The 18318-nt window shown below is 66.8% G+C and carries 16 protein-coding genes; 7 read left to right on the top strand and 9 right to left on the bottom strand.

Features of this window, described 5'->3' with window-relative positions; all coding sequences use genetic code 11:
- Positions 1-51: 51 nt before the first annotated feature.
- Positions 52-1854 (top strand): acyl-CoA dehydrogenase C-terminal domain-containing protein, encoded by a 1803-nt coding sequence (locus SGR02S_RS12005; RefSeq protein WP_067109920.1) that lies wholly within the window; start codon positions 52-54, stop codon positions 1852-1854.
- Between the two features lie 40 nt (positions 1855-1894).
- On the top strand, positions 1895-3388 hold the full coding sequence (locus tag SGR02S_RS12000) for a phospholipase D-like domain-containing protein (RefSeq protein WP_255211464.1): 1494 nt from the start codon (positions 1895-1897) through the stop codon (positions 3386-3388).
- Between the two features lie 334 nt (positions 3389-3722).
- Here SGR02S_RS12000 and SGR02S_RS11995 read toward each other — a convergent pair whose 3' ends face one another.
- From SGR02S_RS11995 to SGR02S_RS11970, 6 genes are all read right to left on the bottom strand, one after another.
- Positions 3723-4574: an HpcH/HpaI aldolase/citrate lyase family protein gene (locus tag SGR02S_RS11995; RefSeq protein ID WP_067109916.1), complete on the bottom strand. Its 852-nt coding sequence runs from the start codon at positions 4572-4574 to the stop codon at positions 3723-3725.
- The gene (locus SGR02S_RS11990) at positions 4574-5026 is read right to left on the bottom strand and encodes a MaoC family dehydratase (RefSeq protein WP_067109911.1); all 453 of its coding nucleotides are present in this window, start codon (positions 5024-5026) and stop codon (positions 4574-4576) included. The genes SGR02S_RS11995 and SGR02S_RS11990 overlap by 1 nt, the downstream gene beginning before the upstream one ends.
- Positions 5027-5028: 2 nt before the next feature.
- Positions 5029-5487: a GNAT family N-acetyltransferase gene (locus tag SGR02S_RS11985; protein ID WP_067109908.1), complete on the bottom strand. Its 459-nt coding sequence runs from the start codon at positions 5485-5487 to the stop codon at positions 5029-5031.
- The gene (locus SGR02S_RS11980; protein ID WP_067109905.1) at positions 5484-7322 is read right to left on the bottom strand and encodes an acetyl/propionyl/methylcrotonyl-CoA carboxylase subunit alpha; all 1839 of its coding nucleotides are present in this window, start codon (positions 7320-7322) and stop codon (positions 5484-5486) included. The genes SGR02S_RS11985 and SGR02S_RS11980 overlap by 4 nt, the downstream gene beginning before the upstream one ends.
- Positions 7319-7816 carry an endonuclease domain-containing protein gene (locus SGR02S_RS11975; RefSeq protein WP_082797112.1) on the bottom strand — a complete coding sequence of 166 codons (498 nt, stop codon included), beginning with the start codon at positions 7814-7816 and terminating at the stop codon, positions 7319-7321. The genes SGR02S_RS11980 and SGR02S_RS11975 overlap by 4 nt, the downstream gene beginning before the upstream one ends.
- A 94-nt stretch (positions 7817-7910) precedes the next feature.
- A complete protein-coding gene (locus tag SGR02S_RS11970) occupies positions 7911-9509 on the bottom strand; it encodes a carboxyl transferase domain-containing protein (protein ID WP_067109902.1) in 1599 nt (532 codons plus the stop codon).
- 146 nt (positions 9510-9655) lie between these two features.
- On the opposite strand from SGR02S_RS11970, the gene SGR02S_RS11965 reads away from it, so the two are divergent.
- Positions 9656-11743, top strand: a complete 2088-nt coding sequence (locus tag SGR02S_RS11965) for a M13 family metallopeptidase (RefSeq protein WP_067109897.1) — start codon at positions 9656-9658, stop codon at positions 11741-11743.
- A gap of 238 nt (positions 11744-11981) precedes the next feature.
- Here SGR02S_RS11965 and SGR02S_RS11960 read toward each other — a convergent pair whose 3' ends face one another.
- The 3 genes from SGR02S_RS11960 to SGR02S_RS11950 are packed head-to-tail and all read right to left on the bottom strand — an operon-like array spanning position 11982 to position 13770.
- Positions 11982-12260 carry a hypothetical protein gene (locus SGR02S_RS11960; RefSeq protein ID WP_067109894.1) on the bottom strand — a complete coding sequence of 93 codons (279 nt, stop codon included), beginning with the start codon at positions 12258-12260 and terminating at the stop codon, positions 11982-11984.
- Positions 12257-12604, bottom strand: coding sequence for a hypothetical protein (locus SGR02S_RS11955; RefSeq protein WP_255211463.1), 348 nt, complete (start codon positions 12602-12604; stop codon positions 12257-12259). Before SGR02S_RS11955 ends, SGR02S_RS11960 begins: the two co-directional genes overlap by 4 nt.
- A complete protein-coding gene (locus SGR02S_RS11950) occupies positions 12601-13770 on the bottom strand; it encodes an isovaleryl-CoA dehydrogenase (protein WP_067109891.1) in 1170 nt (389 codons plus the stop codon). The genes SGR02S_RS11955 and SGR02S_RS11950 overlap by 4 nt, the downstream gene beginning before the upstream one ends.
- 139 nt (positions 13771-13909) lie before the next feature.
- Between SGR02S_RS11950 and SGR02S_RS11945 the strand changes: the two genes are divergently transcribed.
- From SGR02S_RS11945 to SGR02S_RS11930, 4 genes are all read left to right on the top strand, one after another.
- A complete protein-coding gene (locus tag SGR02S_RS11945; protein ID WP_067109887.1) occupies positions 13910-14806 on the top strand; it encodes a LysR family transcriptional regulator in 897 nt (298 codons plus the stop codon).
- Between the two features lie 88 nt (positions 14807-14894).
- On the top strand, positions 14895-15800 hold the full coding sequence (gene cysD, locus SGR02S_RS11940; protein WP_067109884.1) for a sulfate adenylyltransferase subunit CysD: 906 nt from the start codon (positions 14895-14897) through the stop codon (positions 15798-15800).
- A 139-nt stretch (positions 15801-15939) separates the two neighbouring features.
- Positions 15940-17841, top strand: a complete 1902-nt coding sequence (gene cysN, locus SGR02S_RS11935) for a sulfate adenylyltransferase subunit CysN (RefSeq protein WP_067109879.1) — start codon at positions 15940-15942, stop codon at positions 17839-17841.
- Positions 17838-18318, top strand: a 481-nt coding sequence (locus SGR02S_RS11930) for an inositol monophosphatase family protein (protein ID WP_276525663.1), incomplete at its 3' end; no start/stop codon positions are given. The genes cysN and SGR02S_RS11930, both read left to right, overlap by 4 nt.

Raw genomic sequence — 18318 nt, 5'->3', positions numbered from 1 at the left:
CCCTCCCCGGGACGGACATTGTTGCCAACCTGACTTTCGGAAAGATGACCCATGCCCGTCTATCGCGCCCCCGTGAAGGATTCGCTGTTCCTGTTGAATGAGGTGCTCGGCATCGAACGCTATGCCGGGCTTCCCGGTTTCGCCAACGCGACCCCCGACATGGTCGAAGCGGTGCTGACCGAGGCGGGGCGATTCTGCGAGGAGGTGCTTTTCCCGATCAACTATTCGGGTGACCAGCAGGGCTGCACGCGTCACGAGGATGGCAGCGTGACGACGCCAGAAGGGTTCAAGGACGCGTACAAGGCCTATTGCGAGGCCGGCTGGACGCTGCTGACCCAGCCGGAGGAATTCGGCGGGCAGGGGCTTCCCCACGTCGTCGGCTTTCCGGTCGAAGAATATCGCATGGCGGCGAACCAGGCCTTCGCCATGTATCCGGGGCTGACGCAGGCGGCGGTCGCGGCGATCCTCGTCAAGGGATCGGACGAGCAGAAGGCCGTCTATGTCCCGAAGATGATTTCGGGCGAGTGGGGCGGGACCATGAACCTGACCGAGCCGCATTGCGGCACCGACCTCGGCCTGATCCGGACCCGTGCGGTGCCGAACGGCGACGGCAGCTACGGCATCACCGGGACCAAGATCTTCATCTCGTCGGGCGAGCACGACCTGACCGACAATATCGTCCACCTCGTCCTCGCCAAGACCCCCGACGCGCCCGACAGCGTCAAGGGCATCTCGCTGTTCATCGTGCCCAAGTTCCTCGTCAATGAGGACGGCGCGCTGGGCGAGCGCAACACGCTGTCGTGCGGGTCGATCGAACACAAGATGGGCATCCACGCCAACGCGACCTGCGTGATGAACTACGACGGCGCGAAGGGCTGGATGGTCGGCGAGGAGAACAAGGGGCTCGCCGCGATGTTCGTGATGATGAACGCGGCGCGCCTCGGCGTCGGCATCCAGGGGCTGGGGCAGGCCGACATCGCGTTCCAGAACGCCGTGCAATATGCGCAGGACCGGCGCCAGGGCCGCGCGCTCACCGGCCCGCAGGACCCGCAGGAAAAGGCCGATCCGCTGTTCGTCCATCCCGACGTGCGCCGCATGCTGATGGACGGCAAGGCAGTGGTCGAGGGTCTGCGCGCGCTCTGCCTGTGGGGCGCCCTGCAGGTCGACCTGTCGCACGCCGCCGAGAGCGAGGAGGAGCGCCAGCAGGCCGACGACCTGATCAGCCTGCTGACCCCGGTGATCAAGGGCTATGGCACCGACAAGGGATTCGACGTCGCGGTCAACGCGCAGCAGGTGTTCGGCGGGCACGGCTATATCGAGGAACAGGGCATGTCCCAATATGTCCGCGATGCCCGCATCACGATGATCTACGAAGGCGCCAACGGGGTGCAGGCGATGGACCTCGTCGGCCGCAAGCTCGCGCAGAACGGCGGGCGCGCCATCCAGGCTTTCTTCGCCATCGTCGACGCCGAATGTGCCGCTGCGAAAGATAAGCCCGCCTTTGCCGACCTCGCCGGGCGCCTCGAGAAGGCGAACGGCGAACTCAAGGCCGCGACGATGTGGTTCATGCAGAACGGCATGGCCAATCCGAACAATGTCGGCGCGGGCGCGCATCATTATATGCACATCATGGGGATCGTCGCGCTGGGGCTGATGTGGCTGCGCATCGCCGAGGCGGCGCAGAAGGCGCTGGACGAAGGCCGCGGCGATGCCGCCTTCCTCGAAGCCAAGCTGGTCACGGCGCGCCATTTCGGCGAACGCTTCATCCCCGACGCGGGGGCGCTGCGCCGCAAGATCGAGGCGGGCAGCGAAGCGATGATGGCGCTGACGCCGGAGCAGTTCGTCGGGGTCTGACGATGGGCGCGCGCAACCATTGCCGCCGTCGTGCGTGGCGATGGCGATGAGCGCGGCCGACCTGACCCCGATCGTCGCCGAGGGGCGCAATTGCTGGCGCATCGCGCGGGCGCGCAGGGCGCGGATGATCGTCGATGCCGCCGATTATTACGCTTTGCTCGCGCGGCTGATGGCCGATGCGAAGGAGCGCATCCTGCTGATCGGCTGGGATTTCGACCCGCGGATCGCGCTGACCCCCGATGACGACGGCAGCGGTGAGGCGCTCGGCCATTACATGCTGCGGCTGGCGAAAAACTGCCCCGACCGCGACATCGACATATTACGCTGGAATTTCGGCGGCCTTAAGCAACTCGCGATGCCGAGCATCGTCACGATGATATTGCGCTGGAAGGTCACGCGATCGATCAGCTTCCGGCTCGACAGCGCGCATCCCGTGGGATGCAGCCATCATCAGAAAGTCGCGGTGTTCGACGATCATCTCGCGGTGTGCGGCGGCATCGATGTCGGCGCGCGGCGCTGGGACACGCGTGCGCACGCCGACGCCGACCCGCACCGCACGACCCCCGACGGCAAGCCCTATATGCCCTGGCACGATTCGACGATGATCCTCGCCGGTCCCGTCGGCGAGGCGCTGGCCGAACTCGGCAACGAACGCTGGCAGCGCGCGACGAACAAGCCGCTGCGCGACCTGAGCGGCGCGGGCGAGCCGTGGCCCGAGGGGCTGGAACCCGATTTCCGCGACGTCGATGTCGCCATCTCGCGCACCCGCGCCGAATATGACGGCTATCCCGAGATACGCGAGATCGAGCAGCTCTATCTCGACCTCATCGCGGGTGCGAAGCGCTTCATCTATTTCGAGAATCAATATTTCACCTGCGGCAAGATCGCCGCCGCAATCGCCGAACGGTTGAACGAGGACGACCCGCCCGAATTCGTGCTGGTGATGCCGAAACAGGCCGACGGCTGGCTCGAACAGATGGCGATGGACGCCGCGCGCGCGAAGCTGGTGCGCGAGATCGCCAAGGCGAAGCACGGCGACCGGCTGCGCATCTATGTTCCGCATACCGTGGGCGGCGATCCCATCTATGTCCATGCCAAGACCGCGATCGTCGACGACCGGCTGATCCGTGTCGGATCGGCCAACCTCAACAATCGCTCGATGGGGCTCGACAGCGAATGCGACGTGACGATCGACGCCGCGCTACCCGCCAATCGCGACGTCGGGCCGACGATCCGGCGCCTGCGCGAATCGCTGATCGCCGAGCATCTGGGCGTCGAACGCGACGACGTCGCGCGCGCCTTCGACCGCACCGGATCGTTGATCGAGACCGTCGAGGCGCTGCGCGGCGACGGCCGCTCGCTCGAATGGCTCGACCTGATCGCGCCCGGCCCGCTCGACGAATATATCGCCGAGAACGAATTGCTCGACCCGACGAGCCCCGACGCCATGTTCGAAAGCCTGACCGAGCGCGGCCTCCGCAAAAGCTGGCACCGCGGCAAGGCGTGGATGAAGCGCCACCGGCCGTTCAAATAGACGATCGTCATCGCGAGGAGCGTGGCGACGAAGCAACCTCCCCCTCGGTCGGCACGCTTCTGACCTTTTGTCACCCTGAACTTGTTTGGCGTACATATCCTTCAGACAGAGGTGCTCCCTTTCACGGAAGGGCTTGTTCCCCGGCGAAAGCCGGGGCCCACGCGGAGCAGCGCCATGCCATATGGACCCCGGCTTTCGCCGGGGAACGGCACCTGTGCAAAAGGGGCGACGGGCGAGAGCGCGGGCCATGGATGCCGAAACAGGTTCAGCAGGACGAAGGTTAGGATAGCCGCGGTTCCTGCCCCCTCGCTTCGCGATGAAGGAAAGCCGTGGGTCAGTCGGCCAGCGACAGGATATGCCGCGCCTGTTTCAGGTGCGGCGCGTCGACCATCTTGCCGTCCAGTTGCAGCACGCCCGCGCCGGGATTGGCCGCGAAGGCATCGACGATCGCCTGCGCGCGCGCGACTTCGTCGGCGGAAGGGGTGAAGGCGGCGTTGATCGGCGCCACCTGCGCCGGGTGGATCGCCATCATGCCGGTGAAACCATCGCGGCGCGCCCGCGCCGCATAGGCCGCCAGCCCGTCCGCGTCGTCGATCGCGGGAAACACCGTATCGATCGCCGCGACCCCGGCGCCGTGCGCCGCGAACAGGGTCAGCACGCGCGCGACGCGATAGGGGTCGGTATAGTCGCCGTCGGCTTCGCGGCTGGTCGCCGCGCCGATCGCGGCGGGCAGGTCCTCGGCGCCCCAGGTCAGGCCGATCAGCCGTGCGCCGACCTCGCGATAGCTGCCGAGCGTGAAGATGGCGGCAGGCGTTTCGGTCGCGATCGGCAGGATCGGCGGCAGCGAGGTGCCGGCCGGACTTTCGCTGCGCAGGATCGTGTCGAGCTGCGCGATCGCCGGTGCGCCTTCCGCCTTGGGCAGCATGATCGCATCGGGCCGCGCCGCCGCGATCGCGGCGACGTCGGCGGCGGTCATGTGCCCGTCGAGCGGATTGACGCGGACGAGCGTGATGACCTCGCGCTCTCCCGCCAGATAATCGGCCACCGCGGCGCGCGCGGCCTCCTTGTTCGCGGGCGACACCGAATCCTCGAGGTCGAGGATGATCGCATCGGCCCCCGACGCCGCCGCCTTGGCGAAGCGTTCGGGCCTGTCACCGGGAACGAAGAGGAGCGAACGAAGACGCATCAGGGGCCTTTCCTTTTGATCAGCGCCGACCGTTCGCACTGGCAGACGATCTCGTCGCGCTGGTTGAGGCAGCGGTGGAGGAAGGTGACGATACCCGCATTCGGCCGCGATTGGGACTCCCGCAGGCCGATCACCTCGCTCGTCGCGCGCAGCGTGTCGCCGAGGAACACCGGTTTCGGCATCACCAGCTTGTCGTAGCCGAGGTTGGCGACCAGCGTGCCGAGCGTCGTGTCGCCGACCGACAGGCCGACCATCAGGCTGAAGGTGAAGGTGCCGTTGACGAGGATCCGCCCGAATTCCGACGCCTTCGCCGCCTCGATATCGAGATGCAGCGGCTGCGGATTATGCGTCATCGTCGTGAACAGCAGATTGTCGGTTTCGGTCACCGTGCGGCGGATATCGTGCGACAGCGTGTCGCCGATGCTCCATTCGTCGAAAAATCGTCCTGCCATTGTCAGTCCCTCAAGTGCAATTTCATGCCGACGTGGCTCTGCACGAAGCCAAGGCGGGCGTAGAAGCGGTGCGCGGCGGTGCGTGTAGCAGACGAAGTGAGCTGGACGAGCTTGCAATCGCGCGCGCGGCATTGGTCCACCGCCCACAGGATCATCTGCTCGCCCAGCCTTTGCCCGCGCAGGTCGGCGACGATGCGCACCGCCTCGATCAGTCCGCGCCAGCTTCCGATGAAGGAAAGCCCCGGCAGGAAGCTCAGTTGCATCGTTCCGACGACGCGGTCGTCCAGCTCGGCCGCGATCAGCCGCTGGTTCGGGTCGGCCTCGATCGCCTCGAACGCGGCCAGGTAGCGCGGGTCCGTCGGGTCGGCTTCGCGGTTCGCCGGGATCGTTTCCTCTGCAAGCATCGCCAGGATCGCGGGCAGGTCCGCCGTCGTCGCATCGCGCAGGACCAGATCGCTCATCCGGCCGGCTCGATCCGCGCGAGCAGCGCCTCGACCTGCACCTGCGCCCCCGGCGTGGCGTTGAGTTCGGCGACCACGCCATCGAAAGGCGCGATCAGGCTGTGTTCCATCTTCATGGCCTCCAGCGTCAGCAGTTTCTGTCCCTTCGTCACCGGCTCGCCGGCGGCGACGGCGACCGCGATGATCTTGCCGGGCATCGGCGACAGGATCGCGCCATCGCTTGCCGCGCCGCCCGCGCCCCCCTCGACGCGCCACGGGGTGAGTTGCCATACGGCCCCCGCTTCGGCGACGAGCATCGCGGGTGCGGGTTCGTCGGTGCCGGGTCCGTGGAGCGCCACGTCAACCCGCTTCCCGTCGAGCAGGAAGGGCGCACTACGCACGTCGGGGGCGTTGAGGCGGAAGCCTGCCTGCAACGAACGCGGCACCATCGCCATCGCGGCATTGGTCAACGCCGCGGCGGAGGGCTCCGGCGCGGCCGCCATCGCTTCGCCGTCGCGGCCGATCAGCCCGGTGTCGACCGCCCCCGCGACGAAATCGGGATGATCGAGCGCGCGGATCAGGAAGGCCGCGTTGGTCCTGACCGGCCAGACCGCGCTGTCCTCCAGCATCTCCGACAGCGTCTCGCGCGCCGCTTCGCGGCCCTCGCCGTGCGCGATCAGCTTGGCGATCATCGGGTCGTAGAAGGGCGAAACCTCCGCGCCTTCATAGACGCCGGTATCGACCCGGCCGATATGGTCGGGCAGTTGAAACAGTTCGAGCGGGCCGGTCGAAGGAAGGAAGCCCTTCGCCGGGTCCTCGGCATAGAGGCGCGCCTCCATCGCCCAGCCCTCGATCGCGAGATCGTCTTGCGTCAGCGGCAGTGGCTCGCCGCTCGCGACGCGAAGCTGCCATTCGACGAGGTCGACGCCGGTGATTTCCTCGGTCACCGGATGCTCGACCTGCAAGCGCGTGTTCATTTCCATGAACCAGATGCGGTCGGCGCGCAGGCCTTCCGACGCATCGGCGATGAACTCGATCGTGCCCGCGCCGACATAATCGACAGCCTTGGCCGCGCGCACGGCGGCGGCGCAAAGCTGCTGCCGGGTTGCGTCGTCCATGCCGGGGGCAGGGGCTTCCTCGATCACCTTCTGGTGGCGGCGCTGGAGCGAGCAGTCGCGCTCGAACAGGTGGACGACATTGCCGTGCGCGTCGCCAAACACCTGCACCTCGATATGGCGCGGGGTCAGGATATATTTCTCGATCAGCACATGGGCGTTGCCGAACGACGCCGCCGCTTCGCGCTGGCACGAGGCGAGCGCGTCGGCGAAGTCCGCCGCGCAGTCCACCTTGCGCATTCCCTTGCCGCCGCCGCCCGCAACCGCCTTGATGAGGACGGGATAGCCGATCTCGGCTGCCTGTTGGGCGAGAAAGGCGGGGTCCTGGTTCGCGCCCATATAGCCCGGCGTCACCGGCACCCCGGCATCGGCCATCAACGCCTTGGCGGCGTCCTTCAGTCCCATCGCGGTGATCGACGACGGCTTCGGCCCGACCCACACAAGCCCGGCGTCGATGACCGCCTGCGCGAACTCGGCATTCTCGGACAGGAACCCGTATCCCGGATGGATCGCCTCGGCCCCCGTCGCCTTCGCGGCGGCGATGATCTTTTCGCCGACCAGATAGGATTCGCGCGCCGGCGATGGCCCGATATGCACGGCCTCGTCGGCCTCGCGCACATGCAGCGCCTTGGCGTCGGCATCCGAATAGACCGCAACGGTCCGGATGCCCATCTCGCGCGCGGTGCGGATGATACGGCAGGCGATCTCGCCGCGATTGGCGATGAGGAGGGACTGGATCACGGCCGATCCTCCCCGGTAAGGGGAGGGGGACCATCCGCAGGATGGTGGAGGGGCCGCTGGCTCTCGGCCAGGACCGCGATGGATTGCGCCACGTCCTTTGCGTCCTTCAAAATATCACCCGCCATGATCCGCACGATTCTCCATCCTTTTTCGCCCAAAATCCGATCCCGCCGCTGATCGCGTTCAGGTCGATCCCCCATATCATGCGCGATCCCGTCGATTTCGATCAGCAAGCGAATCTCCACGCAAGCAAAGTCTGCGACATAATCCAGCACCGGAAACTGGCGCCGGAATTTCAGCCCGGCCTTCTTGCCGCGCAACTCTCGCCACAGCAGGAGTTCCGGGAGCGTCATCTCGCGCCGAAGCTCGCGAGCGCGCTTCACCGTCCCGTCGGGCGCACCCAGCGTCCGATGCCGCACCCGCCCCGAATCCTCCCCGGAACGGGGCGGGGGACCATCCGCAGGATGGTGGAGGGGCCGGGCGCTATCGGTCATGCCCGCGCGCCAGACGGCGAGGCTCCGACCCCTCCGTCACCGCTGCGCGGTGCCACCTCCCCGTTCCGGGGAGGATCATGTGGCGCCGCCATCATCACATCCTGAACACGCCGAACCCGCGGTCCTCGACCGGGGCGTTCAGCGTCGCCGCAAAAGCCAGTCCCAGCACGTCGCGCGTCTGGGCGGGGTCGATGATGCCGTCGTCCCACAATCGCGCGGTCGCATAATAGGGATTCCCCTCGTCCTCGTAGGTCTGGCGGATCGGCGCCTTGAAGGCTTCGGCTTCTTCCGGCGTCCATGTGTCGGCGTCGCGGTGGACGGTCGCCAGCACGCTCGCCGCCTGCTCGCCGCCCATCACGCTGATCCGCGCATTGGGCCAGGTGAACAGGAAGCGCGGCGAATAGGCGCGCCCGCACATGCCGTAATTGCCCGCGCCGAAGCTGCCGCCGATCAGCACGGTGATCTTCGGCACCGTCGCGGTCGCGACCGCGGTCACCAGCTTCGCGCCGTGCTTGGCGATCCCCTCGGCCTCATATTTGCCGCCGACCATGAAGCCGCTGATGTTCTGGAGGAAGAGCAGGGGGATGCGGCGCTGCTGCGCCAGTTCGATGAAATGCGCGCCCTTCACCGCGCTCTCGCTGAACAGCACGCCGTTGTTGGCGAGGATTGCGACCGGAATGCCCCAGATATGCGCGAAGCCGCAGACGAGCGTCGTGCCATAGGTGGCCTTGAATTCGTGGAACTCGCTGCCGTCGACGATGCGCGCGATCACCTCGTGCACGTCATAGGGCGCGCGCACGTCCTGCGGGATGATGCCGTACAGGTCCTTGGCGTCGTATTTTGGCGGGCGCGGGTCCTTCATCGCCACTTCGAAGCCTTGCTCGACGCCGAAGGTCGAGACGATATCGCGCACGATCGTCAGCGCATGTTCGTCATTTTCGGCGAGATGGTCGACGACGCCCGATTTGCGCGCGTGCAGGTCGCCGCCGCCCAGTTCCTCGGCGCTGATCTCTTCGCCCGTTGCGGCCTTCACCAGCGGCGGGCCGGCGAGAAAGATCGTGCCCTGCTCCCGGACGATCACCGTCTCGTCGCTCATCGCGGGGACATAGGCGCCGCCCGCGGTGCAGCTTCCCATCACGCAGGCGACCTGCGGGATGCGCTTCGCCGACATGGTCGCCTGGTTGAAGAAGATGCGGCCGAAATGGTCGCGATCGGGAAACACCTCGGCCTGATGCGGCAGGTTCGCGCCGCCGCTGTCGACGAGGTAGATGCACGGCAGACGGTTCGCCTCGGCGATCTCCTGCGCGCGCAGATGCTTCTTGACCGTCATCGGGTAGTATGTGCCACCCTTCACCGTCGCGTCGTTGCAGACGATCATCGCCTGCCGTCCCGCGACGCGGCCGATCCCAGCGAGCATCCCGGCGCCCGCGATATCGCCGCCATACATGTCGCACGCGGCAAGCTGGCCGATCTCGAGAAAGGGCGAGCCCGGATCGAGCAGCCGCTCGACGCGTTCGCGCGGCAGCAGCTTGCCGCGCCTCGCGTGGCGCTCGCGCGCCTTCTCGCTCCCGCCCCGTGCCGCCGCGGCGACGCGCGCCCGAAGCGCGTCGCGCAAGGCGCGGTTGTGCGCGGCATTGGCGCGAAATGCATCGCCGTCCGCATCGACCATCGTTCCCAGAACCGGTGCGCTCACCTTCGTCTCTCTCCTTTGCAGGTGTGTCGGCCTATCCCGCCGTTCGTCGGTTGGGAAGGACCGCAGGCCGAATTTGGTTGGCATTGAAACCGGATGGCCGCAGGCTTATGCCTCTCGACCGACCCCCAACAAGCAAGGCCGCTTCCATGAGAAAAACCGTCTTCGCCCTTCTCCTGTCCACCGCCGCGATCGTCGCGGGGCCCGTCGCCTGCTCGAAGGGCGGCGACAGGCAGGAGGCGAGCTACACCGTCGGCACCGAGCTGGGCATCAGCAAGGCGGCGATGGACACGAGCGTCAAGCCCGGTGACGATTTCTATGCCTATGCGAACGGCAACTGGCAGAAGACCACCGAGATTCCCGCCGACCGCTCGTCGACCGGCGCCTTCTATACGGCTTTCCTCGAAACCGAGAAGCGCACGCGCGAACTGGTCGACGCGACCGTCAAGCGGGGCGGCGACGCGGACAGCGACGCCGGCCGCATCGCCGCTTTCTACAAGGCCTATGTCAGCACCGACGCGATCGACGCCGCGGGGATGAAGCCGGTCGAGACCGACCTCGCGCGCTTCGCGGCGATCGGCGACAAGGCGGCGCTGGCGAAGGTGCTGGGCGGACAGACGCGCGCCGACGTCGATCCGCTCAACGCGACCGACTTCAACACCGAAAACCTGTTCGGTATCTTCGTGACGCAGGGCCTCGCGACCCCCGGCGACGTCATTCCCTATATATTGCAGGGCGGGCTCGGGCTGCCCGAGCGCGAATATTATCTGTCGGCCGATCCGAAGATGGCCGCGCTGCGCACGCAATATCAGGCCTATATCGCCAGGCTGCTGACCGCGGCGGGGCAGCCGGACGCCGCGGCGAAGGCGAAGCGCGTCTACGACCTGGAGGTCAAGATCGCGCGCGCCCATGCGACGCGCGAGGCCAGCGAGGATTTCACCAGATCCGCCGACGTGTGGACGCGGGCCGACTTCGCGAAGAAGGCGCCGGGCATCGATTGGGACGCTTATTTCGCGGCGGCGGGTCTCGACAAGGCGGTGAAGTTCGGCGCCTATCATGCGAAGGCGATCACCGGCCTGTCGGCGCTCGTGGCGTCGGAGCCGCTCGATGCGTGGAAGGACTGGCTGGCGTTCCACCAGATCAACAGCCACGCCGAGGTGCTGCCGAGCGCGATCGACACGGCGCATTTCGCTTTCTACGGGACGGCGCTTTTCGGCACGCCGCAGCAGCGCAGCCGCGACAAGCGCGCGCTCGACGCGCTGAACACATATCTCGGCGACGCGGTCGGCCGCGTCTATGCCGAGAAATATTTCCCGGCGTCGGCGAAGGCCGAGGTCGGCGACATGGTGAAGGGGATCAAGGCGGCGTTCGCGAAGCGCGTCGGCGCGATCGACTGGATGGCCCCCGAGACCAAGAAGGAAGCGATCAAGAAGGTCGAGACGATCGTCGTCGGCGTCGGCTATCCCGAGACGTGGCGCGATTACGGCAGCTACACGATCAGCGCCGACAACGCCTATGCGAACGAGATCGCTGGCGAAAAGGCCGAATATGTCCACCAGCTCGCCAAGATCGGCAAGCCGATGGACAAGGCCGAATGGTGGATGACGCCGCAGACGGTCAACGCGGTCAACCTGCCGGTGCAGAATGCGCTGAACTTCCCCGCCGCGATCCTGCAGCCGCCCTTCTTCAACGCGGCTGCCGATCCCGCCTATAATTACGGGGCGATCGGTGCCGTGATCGGGCACGAGATCAGCCACAGCTTCGACAACAACGGCGCGGCGTTCGATTCGACCGGCGCGCTGCGCAATTGGTGGACGGCCGCCGACCTCAGGAAGTTCGAGGAAGCGGGCGCGGCGCTCGCGGCGCAGTTCGACACCTACAAGCCATTTCCCGACCTCGCGGTGAACGGCAAGCTGACGCTGGGGGAGAATATCGCGGACGTCGCGGGGCTCCAGGCCGCCTATGACGCCTATCATGCGTCGCTGAACGGCAAGGACGCGCCGGTGATCGACGGCTTCACCGGCGACCAGCGCTTCTTCATCGCCTATGCGCAGACCTGGGCGACCAAGATGCGCGACGAGGCGCTGCGCCAGCGCGTCGCCACCGACGGCCACGCGCCGGGCATGTATCGCGCGCTGACCGTCCGCAACCTCGACGCATGGTACAAGGCGTTCGACGTCAAGGAGGGCGATGCCCTCTACCTCGCGCCCGACAAGCGCGTGCGCGTGTGGGGGTGATTCAGCTCCGTCATTGCGGGGAGCGAAGCGACGCGGCAACCCAGAGCGGGGTGCGTTAAATCTGAGACACTCCATCGTCCGTTCGTGCTGAGCTTGTCGAAGCACCGCCCTTCTTTTGCGGCGCCAAAGAAAAGAGCGGCCCTTCGACAAGCTCAGGGCAAGCGGTGTAGATTTAAGGCTCGGTGTAGAGCGTGCGGTAATCGCCTTGGATTGCGTCGCTCCGCTCCTCGCAATGACGTCAATCATTTGAGGCATGTTTGCCAACCGGCTTCCTGCGGATCAGGTGACGATAGACGCCGACGCAGTTGATACAGAGCAGCGCGACATTCTGCCATCCGATGCCTTCGCTGTCGGATTGCAGGAAGCCCCACGCGATCAGCGCGAGGCTGCTGGTCACGAAGATGACGAACGCCCAGCCGTTCCACCGCTCGCCGAGGTTGAGCGAGACGAGCAGCGCCGCGATCGTCGCCGCGGCGGCGCCATAATATTGTAGCGCGTCGAGCATCGTCTCGCTCATGCCGCCCCCAGCAGCGCGAGCGCGCCCGATGCGGTGAGGAAAGGCCAGCCGATGTGCCGCCCGCGCGTATAGATGGCATCGAACAGCCCGGTCGCGGTCCACGCCGCGCCGATCAGCAGGATCAGCCCGCGCGGCGTTCCCGGCCAGATCACCGCCGCCGCTGATACCAACATCAGCAGCGACAGCGCATGCCAGGCGAGGCGAAAGACGCGGCGCGCCAGATCGACGCCCATCACGCCCTGATCGAGCGTCATCAGCGGCCCGATCAGCCGCCGCTCGCCGAGGACGCCGTGGACGAAGGCCGTGGCCGCCATCAGCGCTGCCGACAGCCAGAGCAGGCTCACGCCCCGGCGCCGATCAGTTCGCGGCCGATCAGCATGCGCCGTATCTCGTTGGTGCCCGCGCCGATGTCGAGCAGCTTGGCGTCGCGCCAATAGCGCTCGACCGGCCAGTCCTTGGTGTAGCCCGCACCGCCGAGCGCCTGGATCGCCTCGCCCGCGACCTTCACCGCGCTCTCGCTCGCGAGCAGGATCGCGCCCGCCGCGTCGAAGCGCGTCGTCTGCCCGGCATCGCAGGCCTTGGCGACGTTGTAGACATAGGAGCGCGCCGACTGGAGCGCGACATACATGTCGGCGACCTTCGCCTGCATCAGCTGGAACGAACCGATCGGCTTGCCGAACTGCCGGCGCTCGCGGACATAGGGGATGACCGTGTCGAGGCACGCCTGCATGATGCCGAGCTGGAGCCCGGCGAGCACGACGCGTTCGTAGTCGAGCCCCGACATCAGCACGCCGACGCCGCCATTCTCCGGCCCCATGACCTGTTCCTCGCTCACCTCGCAATCGGTGAAGACGAGTTCGGCGGTGGGGGAGCCGCGCATGCCGACCTTGTCGATCTTCTGCCCGATGGCGAAGCCCGGCATGTCCTTTTCGATCAGGAAGGCCGTGATGCCGCGCGATCCCGCCTCGGGGCTGGTCTTCGCGTAAACGACCAACGTGTCGGCATGGGTCGCGTTGGTGATCCAGTATTTCGTGCCATTGAGAATGAAGCGGTCGCCTTTCTTCTCGGCCTTCAGCTTCATCGACACGACGTCGCTGCCCGCGCCGGCTTCCGACATGGCGAGGCTGCCGACATGCTCGCCCGAAATCAGCTTCGGCAGATATTTGCGCTTCTGCGCTTCATTGCCCCAGCGGCGGATCTGGTTGACGCACAGGTTCGAGTGCGCGCCATAGGACAGGCCGATGGCGCCCGACGCCCGCGACACTTCCTCGACCGCGATCACATGCTCCAGATAGCCGAGCCCGAGCCCGCCCCATTCCTCTTCGACGGTGATGCCGTGCAGGCCGAGATCGCCCATCGCGGGCCACAGTTCAGCGCGCGGGAACCAGTCCTCGCGGTCGGCGCGGTCGGCCAGCGGCGCGATCACCTCGTCGGCGAAGCGGGCGGTGGTGCCCTGGATCATGTCGGCGGTCTCGCCGAGCGCGAAATCGAAATCGGGGGTGGCGCGCATCAGGGTTCCTTCGATCGGGAGCGGGACAATGCCCCCGCCCGCGCGAACTGCCCGCACGAACGTGGTCGCTGCGAAGTCTGCCGCAAAGCCGCAGCATATGAAAATTGAAACTTCATGCGTTTCAGCATAAGAAAGATTTATGATAAAGCGCGCGCATATCCGCCAGTTCCTCGCCGTCGTCGATGCGGGCAGCTTCACGCGCGCCGCGCAGCATATCCGCGTGACCCAGCCCGCGCTGTCGACCGGCATCGCCGACCTCGAACGGCTCGTCGGCGCGCCTTTGTTCATCCGCAACCGCCGCCAGATCCGCCTGACCGAGGCGGGCGGCCGGTTCCTGCCGATCGCGCGCGACCTCGAACGCGGCTTTCGCACCGCCGACACCTTTGGCCGCGCCGAGGAAAGCGACCGGCCGGCGTTGAAACTCGGCACGATCCGGTCGGTGCCCGGCGAGTTTCTGCAGGCCGTCGCGGCGCTGCTCGCACGCGACTTCGCGATCGAGATCGTCGAGAATGGCGAGTCGGACCTGCGCGCCGGCGTCCACGGCGGGCGGTTGCATATCGCGCTCGTCCCGCTGCGCCCCGGCGAGCGCGGGCCGCATGTCGTCCCGCTCTATGACGAACCGCTGGTGATGTTCGTCGCCGCCGACCATGTGCTGGCCGGGCGCGGGGAGGTCGGGCCCGAGGAACTGGCGCCCGAGACGATGATCGCGCGCCGCGCCTGCGAATTGCTTGACGCGACCAGTCGCTTCTTCACGCGCCACCGTGTTCGCCCGCGCTTCGCGCTGCGCAGCGACAGCGACGAGCGCTGCCTGCGCATGGTCGCGGCGGGGGTGGGCATCACCACCGCGCCGGTATCGCTGGCGATCGAGGGCATCGTGCCGTTGCGGGTCGGCGGCTATGACCTGCGCCGCGAGCTTGGCCTGCTGATCCATCCGGCGTGGCGCGCGCAGGCCGATGTCGCGCCGCGGCTCGCGCACGCGCTGCCCGCGATCGAGCGCGCGGCGACCGACTGGCGCGCGGCGAAAGTCGATGGTTAGGGTCAGGACCAAGCCGCACAAGTCTGGCTTGCACCGGGAAAAGGGCATACAGCTTGCCCGGCGCGATACGGGACGGCAAGGGCGGGGGATGATCGATACGCTGACCCATCTGGACCGGCTGGAGGCCGAGAGCATCCATATCCTGCGCGAGGTAATGGCGGACGCCGCCAGGCCGGTGATGCTCTATTCGGTGGGCAAGGACAGCGCGGTGATGCTGCATCTGGCGCGCAAGGCCTTTTATCCCTCGCCGCCGCCTTTCCCGCTGATGCATGTCGACACGACGTGGAAGTTCCGCGCGATGTACGAGCTGCGCGACCGCATGGCGGCCGAGAGTGGGATGGAACTGATCGTCTATCAGAACCCGGAGGCGAAGGCGCGCGGGATCAACCCGTTCGACCATGGCCCCCTCCACACCGATATGTGGAAGACCGAGGGACTGAAGCAGGCGCTCGACCTCCACGGCTTCGACGTCGCGTTCGGCGGCGCGCGGCGCGACGAGGAAAAGAGCCGGGCGAAGGAGCGCATCTTCTCTTTCCGCACCGCAAGCCATGGCTGGGACCCGAAGCAGCAGCGACCCGAGCTGTGGAACCTCTACAACGCCCGCAAGGCGAAAGGCGAAAGCATCCGCGTCTTCCCGATCTCGAACTGGACCGAGCTCGACATCTGGCAATATATCGCGCGTGAGAATATCCCGATCGTGCCGCTCTATTTCGCCGCGCCGCGCCCGACGGTCGAGCGCGACGGCCTGTTGCTGATGGTCGACGACGACCGCTTCCCGCTGCGCGACGGCGAGGTGCCGGTGGAACGCTCGGTGCGCTTCCGCACCCTCGGCTGCTATCCGCTGACCGGCGCGGTCGAAAGCGAGGCGGCGACGCTGTCCGCGGTGATCCAGGAAATGCTGCTGACCACCACCAGCGAACGGCAGGGCCGCATCATCGACAAGGACGGCGGCGACGCGTCGATGGAGAAGAAGAAGCAGGAGGGGTATTTCTGATGCTGCCCTTTCATTATTTCCCTCCGTCCGTTCGGGCTGAGCTTGTCGAAGCCCCGTCCTTTCTTTCGACGACAACAGAAAAGAACGGCCCTTCGACAAGCTCAGGGCAAACGGACTATTGTGTTCGGGGATTCGCGCAATGACCGACCCCATCTACGTCACTGACGCCCTCATCGCCGAGGATATCGACGCCTATCTCGCGCAGCACGAGCGCAAGTCGCTGCTGCGCTTCATCACCTGCGGATCGGTCGACGACGGCAAGTCGACGCTGATCGGGCGGCTGCTCTACGACAGCAAGATGATCTTCGAGGATCAGCTTGCCGCGCTGGAAGCCGACAGCAGGCGCGTCGGCACGCAGGGGCAGGAGATCGACTTCGCGCTGCTCGTCGACGGCCTCGCCGCCGAGCGCGAGCAGGGGATCACGATCGACGTCGCCTATCGCTTCTTCACCACCGAAAAGCGCAAGTTCATCGTCGCCGACACGCCGGGGCACGAACAATATACGCGCAACATGGTGACGGGCGCCTCGACCGCCGACCTCGCCGTCATCCTGATCGACGCGCGCAAGGGGGTGCTCACCCAGACGCGGCGGCACAGCTTCCTCGCGCACCTGCTCGGCATCCGGCACATCGTGCTCGCGGTGAACAAGATGGACCTCGTCGGCTACGACAAGGCGGTGTTCGACCGCATCGCGCTCGCCTATCGCGCCTTCGCGAGCGAGATCGGGATCACGAATTTCACCGCCATTCCGATCTCGGGGTTCAAGGGCGACAATATCACCGCGCTGTCGCCGAATACGCCGTGGTTCAAAGGGCCGGCGCTGATCGAGCATCTGGAGAGCGTCGATGTCGGCGGCGCCGCCGACGAGGCGAAGCCGTTTCGCATGCCGGTGCAATGGGTGAACCGCCCCAATCTCGATTTCCGCGGCTTTTCGGGACAGGTCGCCAGCGGCCGCGTCGCGCCGGACGACGCGATCCGCATCCTGCCAGGCGGCAAGACCACGACGGTCAGTCGCATCGTCACGATGGACGGCGACCTTTCCGAAGCCGTCGCGGGCCAGTCGGTCACGCTGACGCTCGCCGACGAGATCGACTGTTCGCGCGGCGACGTGATCGCTGCCGCCGACGCGCCGCCTGAAGCCGCCGACCAGTTCGAGGCGACGCTCGTCTGGATGGCTGACGAGGCGATGATTCCCGGCCGCGCCTATTGGCTCAAGCTCGCGACGCAGAGCGTGTCGGCGACCGTGCAGGCGCCGAAGTACGAGATCAACGTCAACACGCTCGACCGCCTCGCGGCCAAGACGCTGGAGTTGAACGGCATCGGCGTCGTCGAAGTGTCGACCGACAGGCCGATCGTGTTCGAGGCCTATGCCGACAATCCCGCGCTCGGCGGCTTCATCCTGATCGACAAGCTGACCAATGCGACGGTCGCGGCGGGGATGCTGCATTTCAGCCTGCGCCGCGCGCAGAACGTCCACTGGCAGGCGACCGACATCGATCGCGAGATGCGCGCCGACCTCAAGAATCAGCGGCCCGCGCTGCTGTGGTTCACCGGCCTGTCGGGGTCGGGCAAGTCGACGATCGCCAATCTGGTCGAAAAGAAGCTGCACCGGATGAACCGCCACAGCTTCCTGCTCGACGGCGACAATGTCCGTCACGGGCTAAACAAGGACCTCGGCTTCACCGAGGCCGACCGGATCGAGAATATCCGCCGCGTCGGCGAGGTCGCGAAGCTGATGACCGATGCCGGGCTGATCGTCATCACCGCCTTCATCTCGCCCTTCCGCGCCGAGCGCGAGATGGTGCGCGCGATGCTGCCCGAGGGCGAGTTCATCGAGATCTTCATCGACACCCCGCTCGCCGAGGCCGAGAGGCGCGACGTCAAGGGCCTCTACAAGAAGGCGCGCGCCGGGCAGCTCAAGAATTTCACCGGCATCGACAGCCCCTATGAGGTTCCGGAGAACCCCGAAATCCGCATCGATACCACCGATATGACGCCCGAGCAGGCCGCCGAACTGATCGTCGAGCGGCTGCTGGGATGAGCGCGCCCGAAAGCGACGAGCAGCTGGCCGAACGGCTCGCGACGGCGGCGGGGCGCCTGCTCGACGAACTGCGCGCCGATAGTGGCCTCGAAGGCAAGGCGCTCGGCACGGAGGGCGATGCGCGCGCCAATGCGCTGCTGTGCCGCGAACTGCGGGCCGCGCGCCCCGACGATGCACTGCTGTCCGAAGAAGAGAAGGACGACGCCGCGCGCCTCGCGCACCGCCGCGTCTGGATCGTCGATCCGCTCGACGGCACGCGCGAATATGGCGAGGGGCGCCGCGATTGGGCAGTGCATGTCGCGCTCGCGATCGACGGCGTGGCGAGCGTCGGCGCGGTCGCCTTGCCGGGGCAGGGGGTGACGCTGACGTCGGGCACTCCCATCGCCCCGATCCCCGCCAACACGCCGCCGCGGATGCTCGTCAGCCGCACGCGGCCCGCCGCCGAAGCGGTGTTCGTCGCCGAGCGGCTCGGCGCCG

Origin of the sequence: Sphingopyxis granuli NBRC 100800 (assembly GCF_001591045.1) — a bacterium.
In the GTDB taxonomy this organism is placed as follows: Bacteria; Pseudomonadota; Alphaproteobacteria; order Sphingomonadales; family Sphingomonadaceae; genus Sphingopyxis; species Sphingopyxis granuli.
This window is presented reverse-complemented; position numbering and strand designations above follow the sequence as displayed.

Bases quoted from the DNA above. Each gene is read 5' to 3' on its own strand.
- SGR02S_RS12005 (WP_067109920.1), top strand. From the start codon at position 52: ATGCCCGTCTATCGCGCCCCCGTGAAGGATTCGCTGTTCCTGTTGAAT.
- SGR02S_RS12000 (WP_255211464.1), top strand. From the start codon at position 1,895: ATGGCGATGAGCGCGGCCGACCTGACCCCGATCGTCGCCGAGGGGCGC.
- SGR02S_RS11995 (WP_067109916.1), bottom strand. From the start codon at position 4,574: ATGCGTCTTCGTTCGCTCCTCTTCGTTCCCGGTGACAGGCCCGAACGC.
- SGR02S_RS11990 (WP_067109911.1), bottom strand. From the start codon at position 5,026: ATGGCAGGACGATTTTTCGACGAATGGAGCATCGGCGACACGCTGTCG.
- SGR02S_RS11985 (WP_067109908.1), bottom strand. From the start codon at position 5,487: ATGAGCGATCTGGTCCTGCGCGATGCGACGACGGCGGACCTGCCCGCG.
- SGR02S_RS11975 (WP_082797112.1), bottom strand. From the start codon at position 7,816: ATGACCGATAGCGCCCGGCCCCTCCACCATCCTGCGGATGGTCCCCCG.
- SGR02S_RS11965 (WP_067109897.1), top strand. From the start codon at position 9,656: ATGAGAAAAACCGTCTTCGCCCTTCTCCTGTCCACCGCCGCGATCGTC.
- SGR02S_RS11960 (WP_067109894.1), bottom strand. From the start codon at position 12,260: ATGAGCGAGACGATGCTCGACGCGCTACAATATTATGGCGCCGCCGCG.
- SGR02S_RS11950 (WP_067109891.1), bottom strand. From the start codon at position 13,770: ATGCGCGCCACCCCCGATTTCGATTTCGCGCTCGGCGAGACCGCCGAC.
- SGR02S_RS11945 (WP_067109887.1), top strand. From the start codon at position 13,910: ATGATAAAGCGCGCGCATATCCGCCAGTTCCTCGCCGTCGTCGATGCG.
- cysD (WP_067109884.1), top strand. From the start codon at position 14,895: ATGATCGATACGCTGACCCATCTGGACCGGCTGGAGGCCGAGAGCATC.
- cysN (WP_067109879.1), top strand. From the start codon at position 15,940: ATGACCGACCCCATCTACGTCACTGACGCCCTCATCGCCGAGGATATC.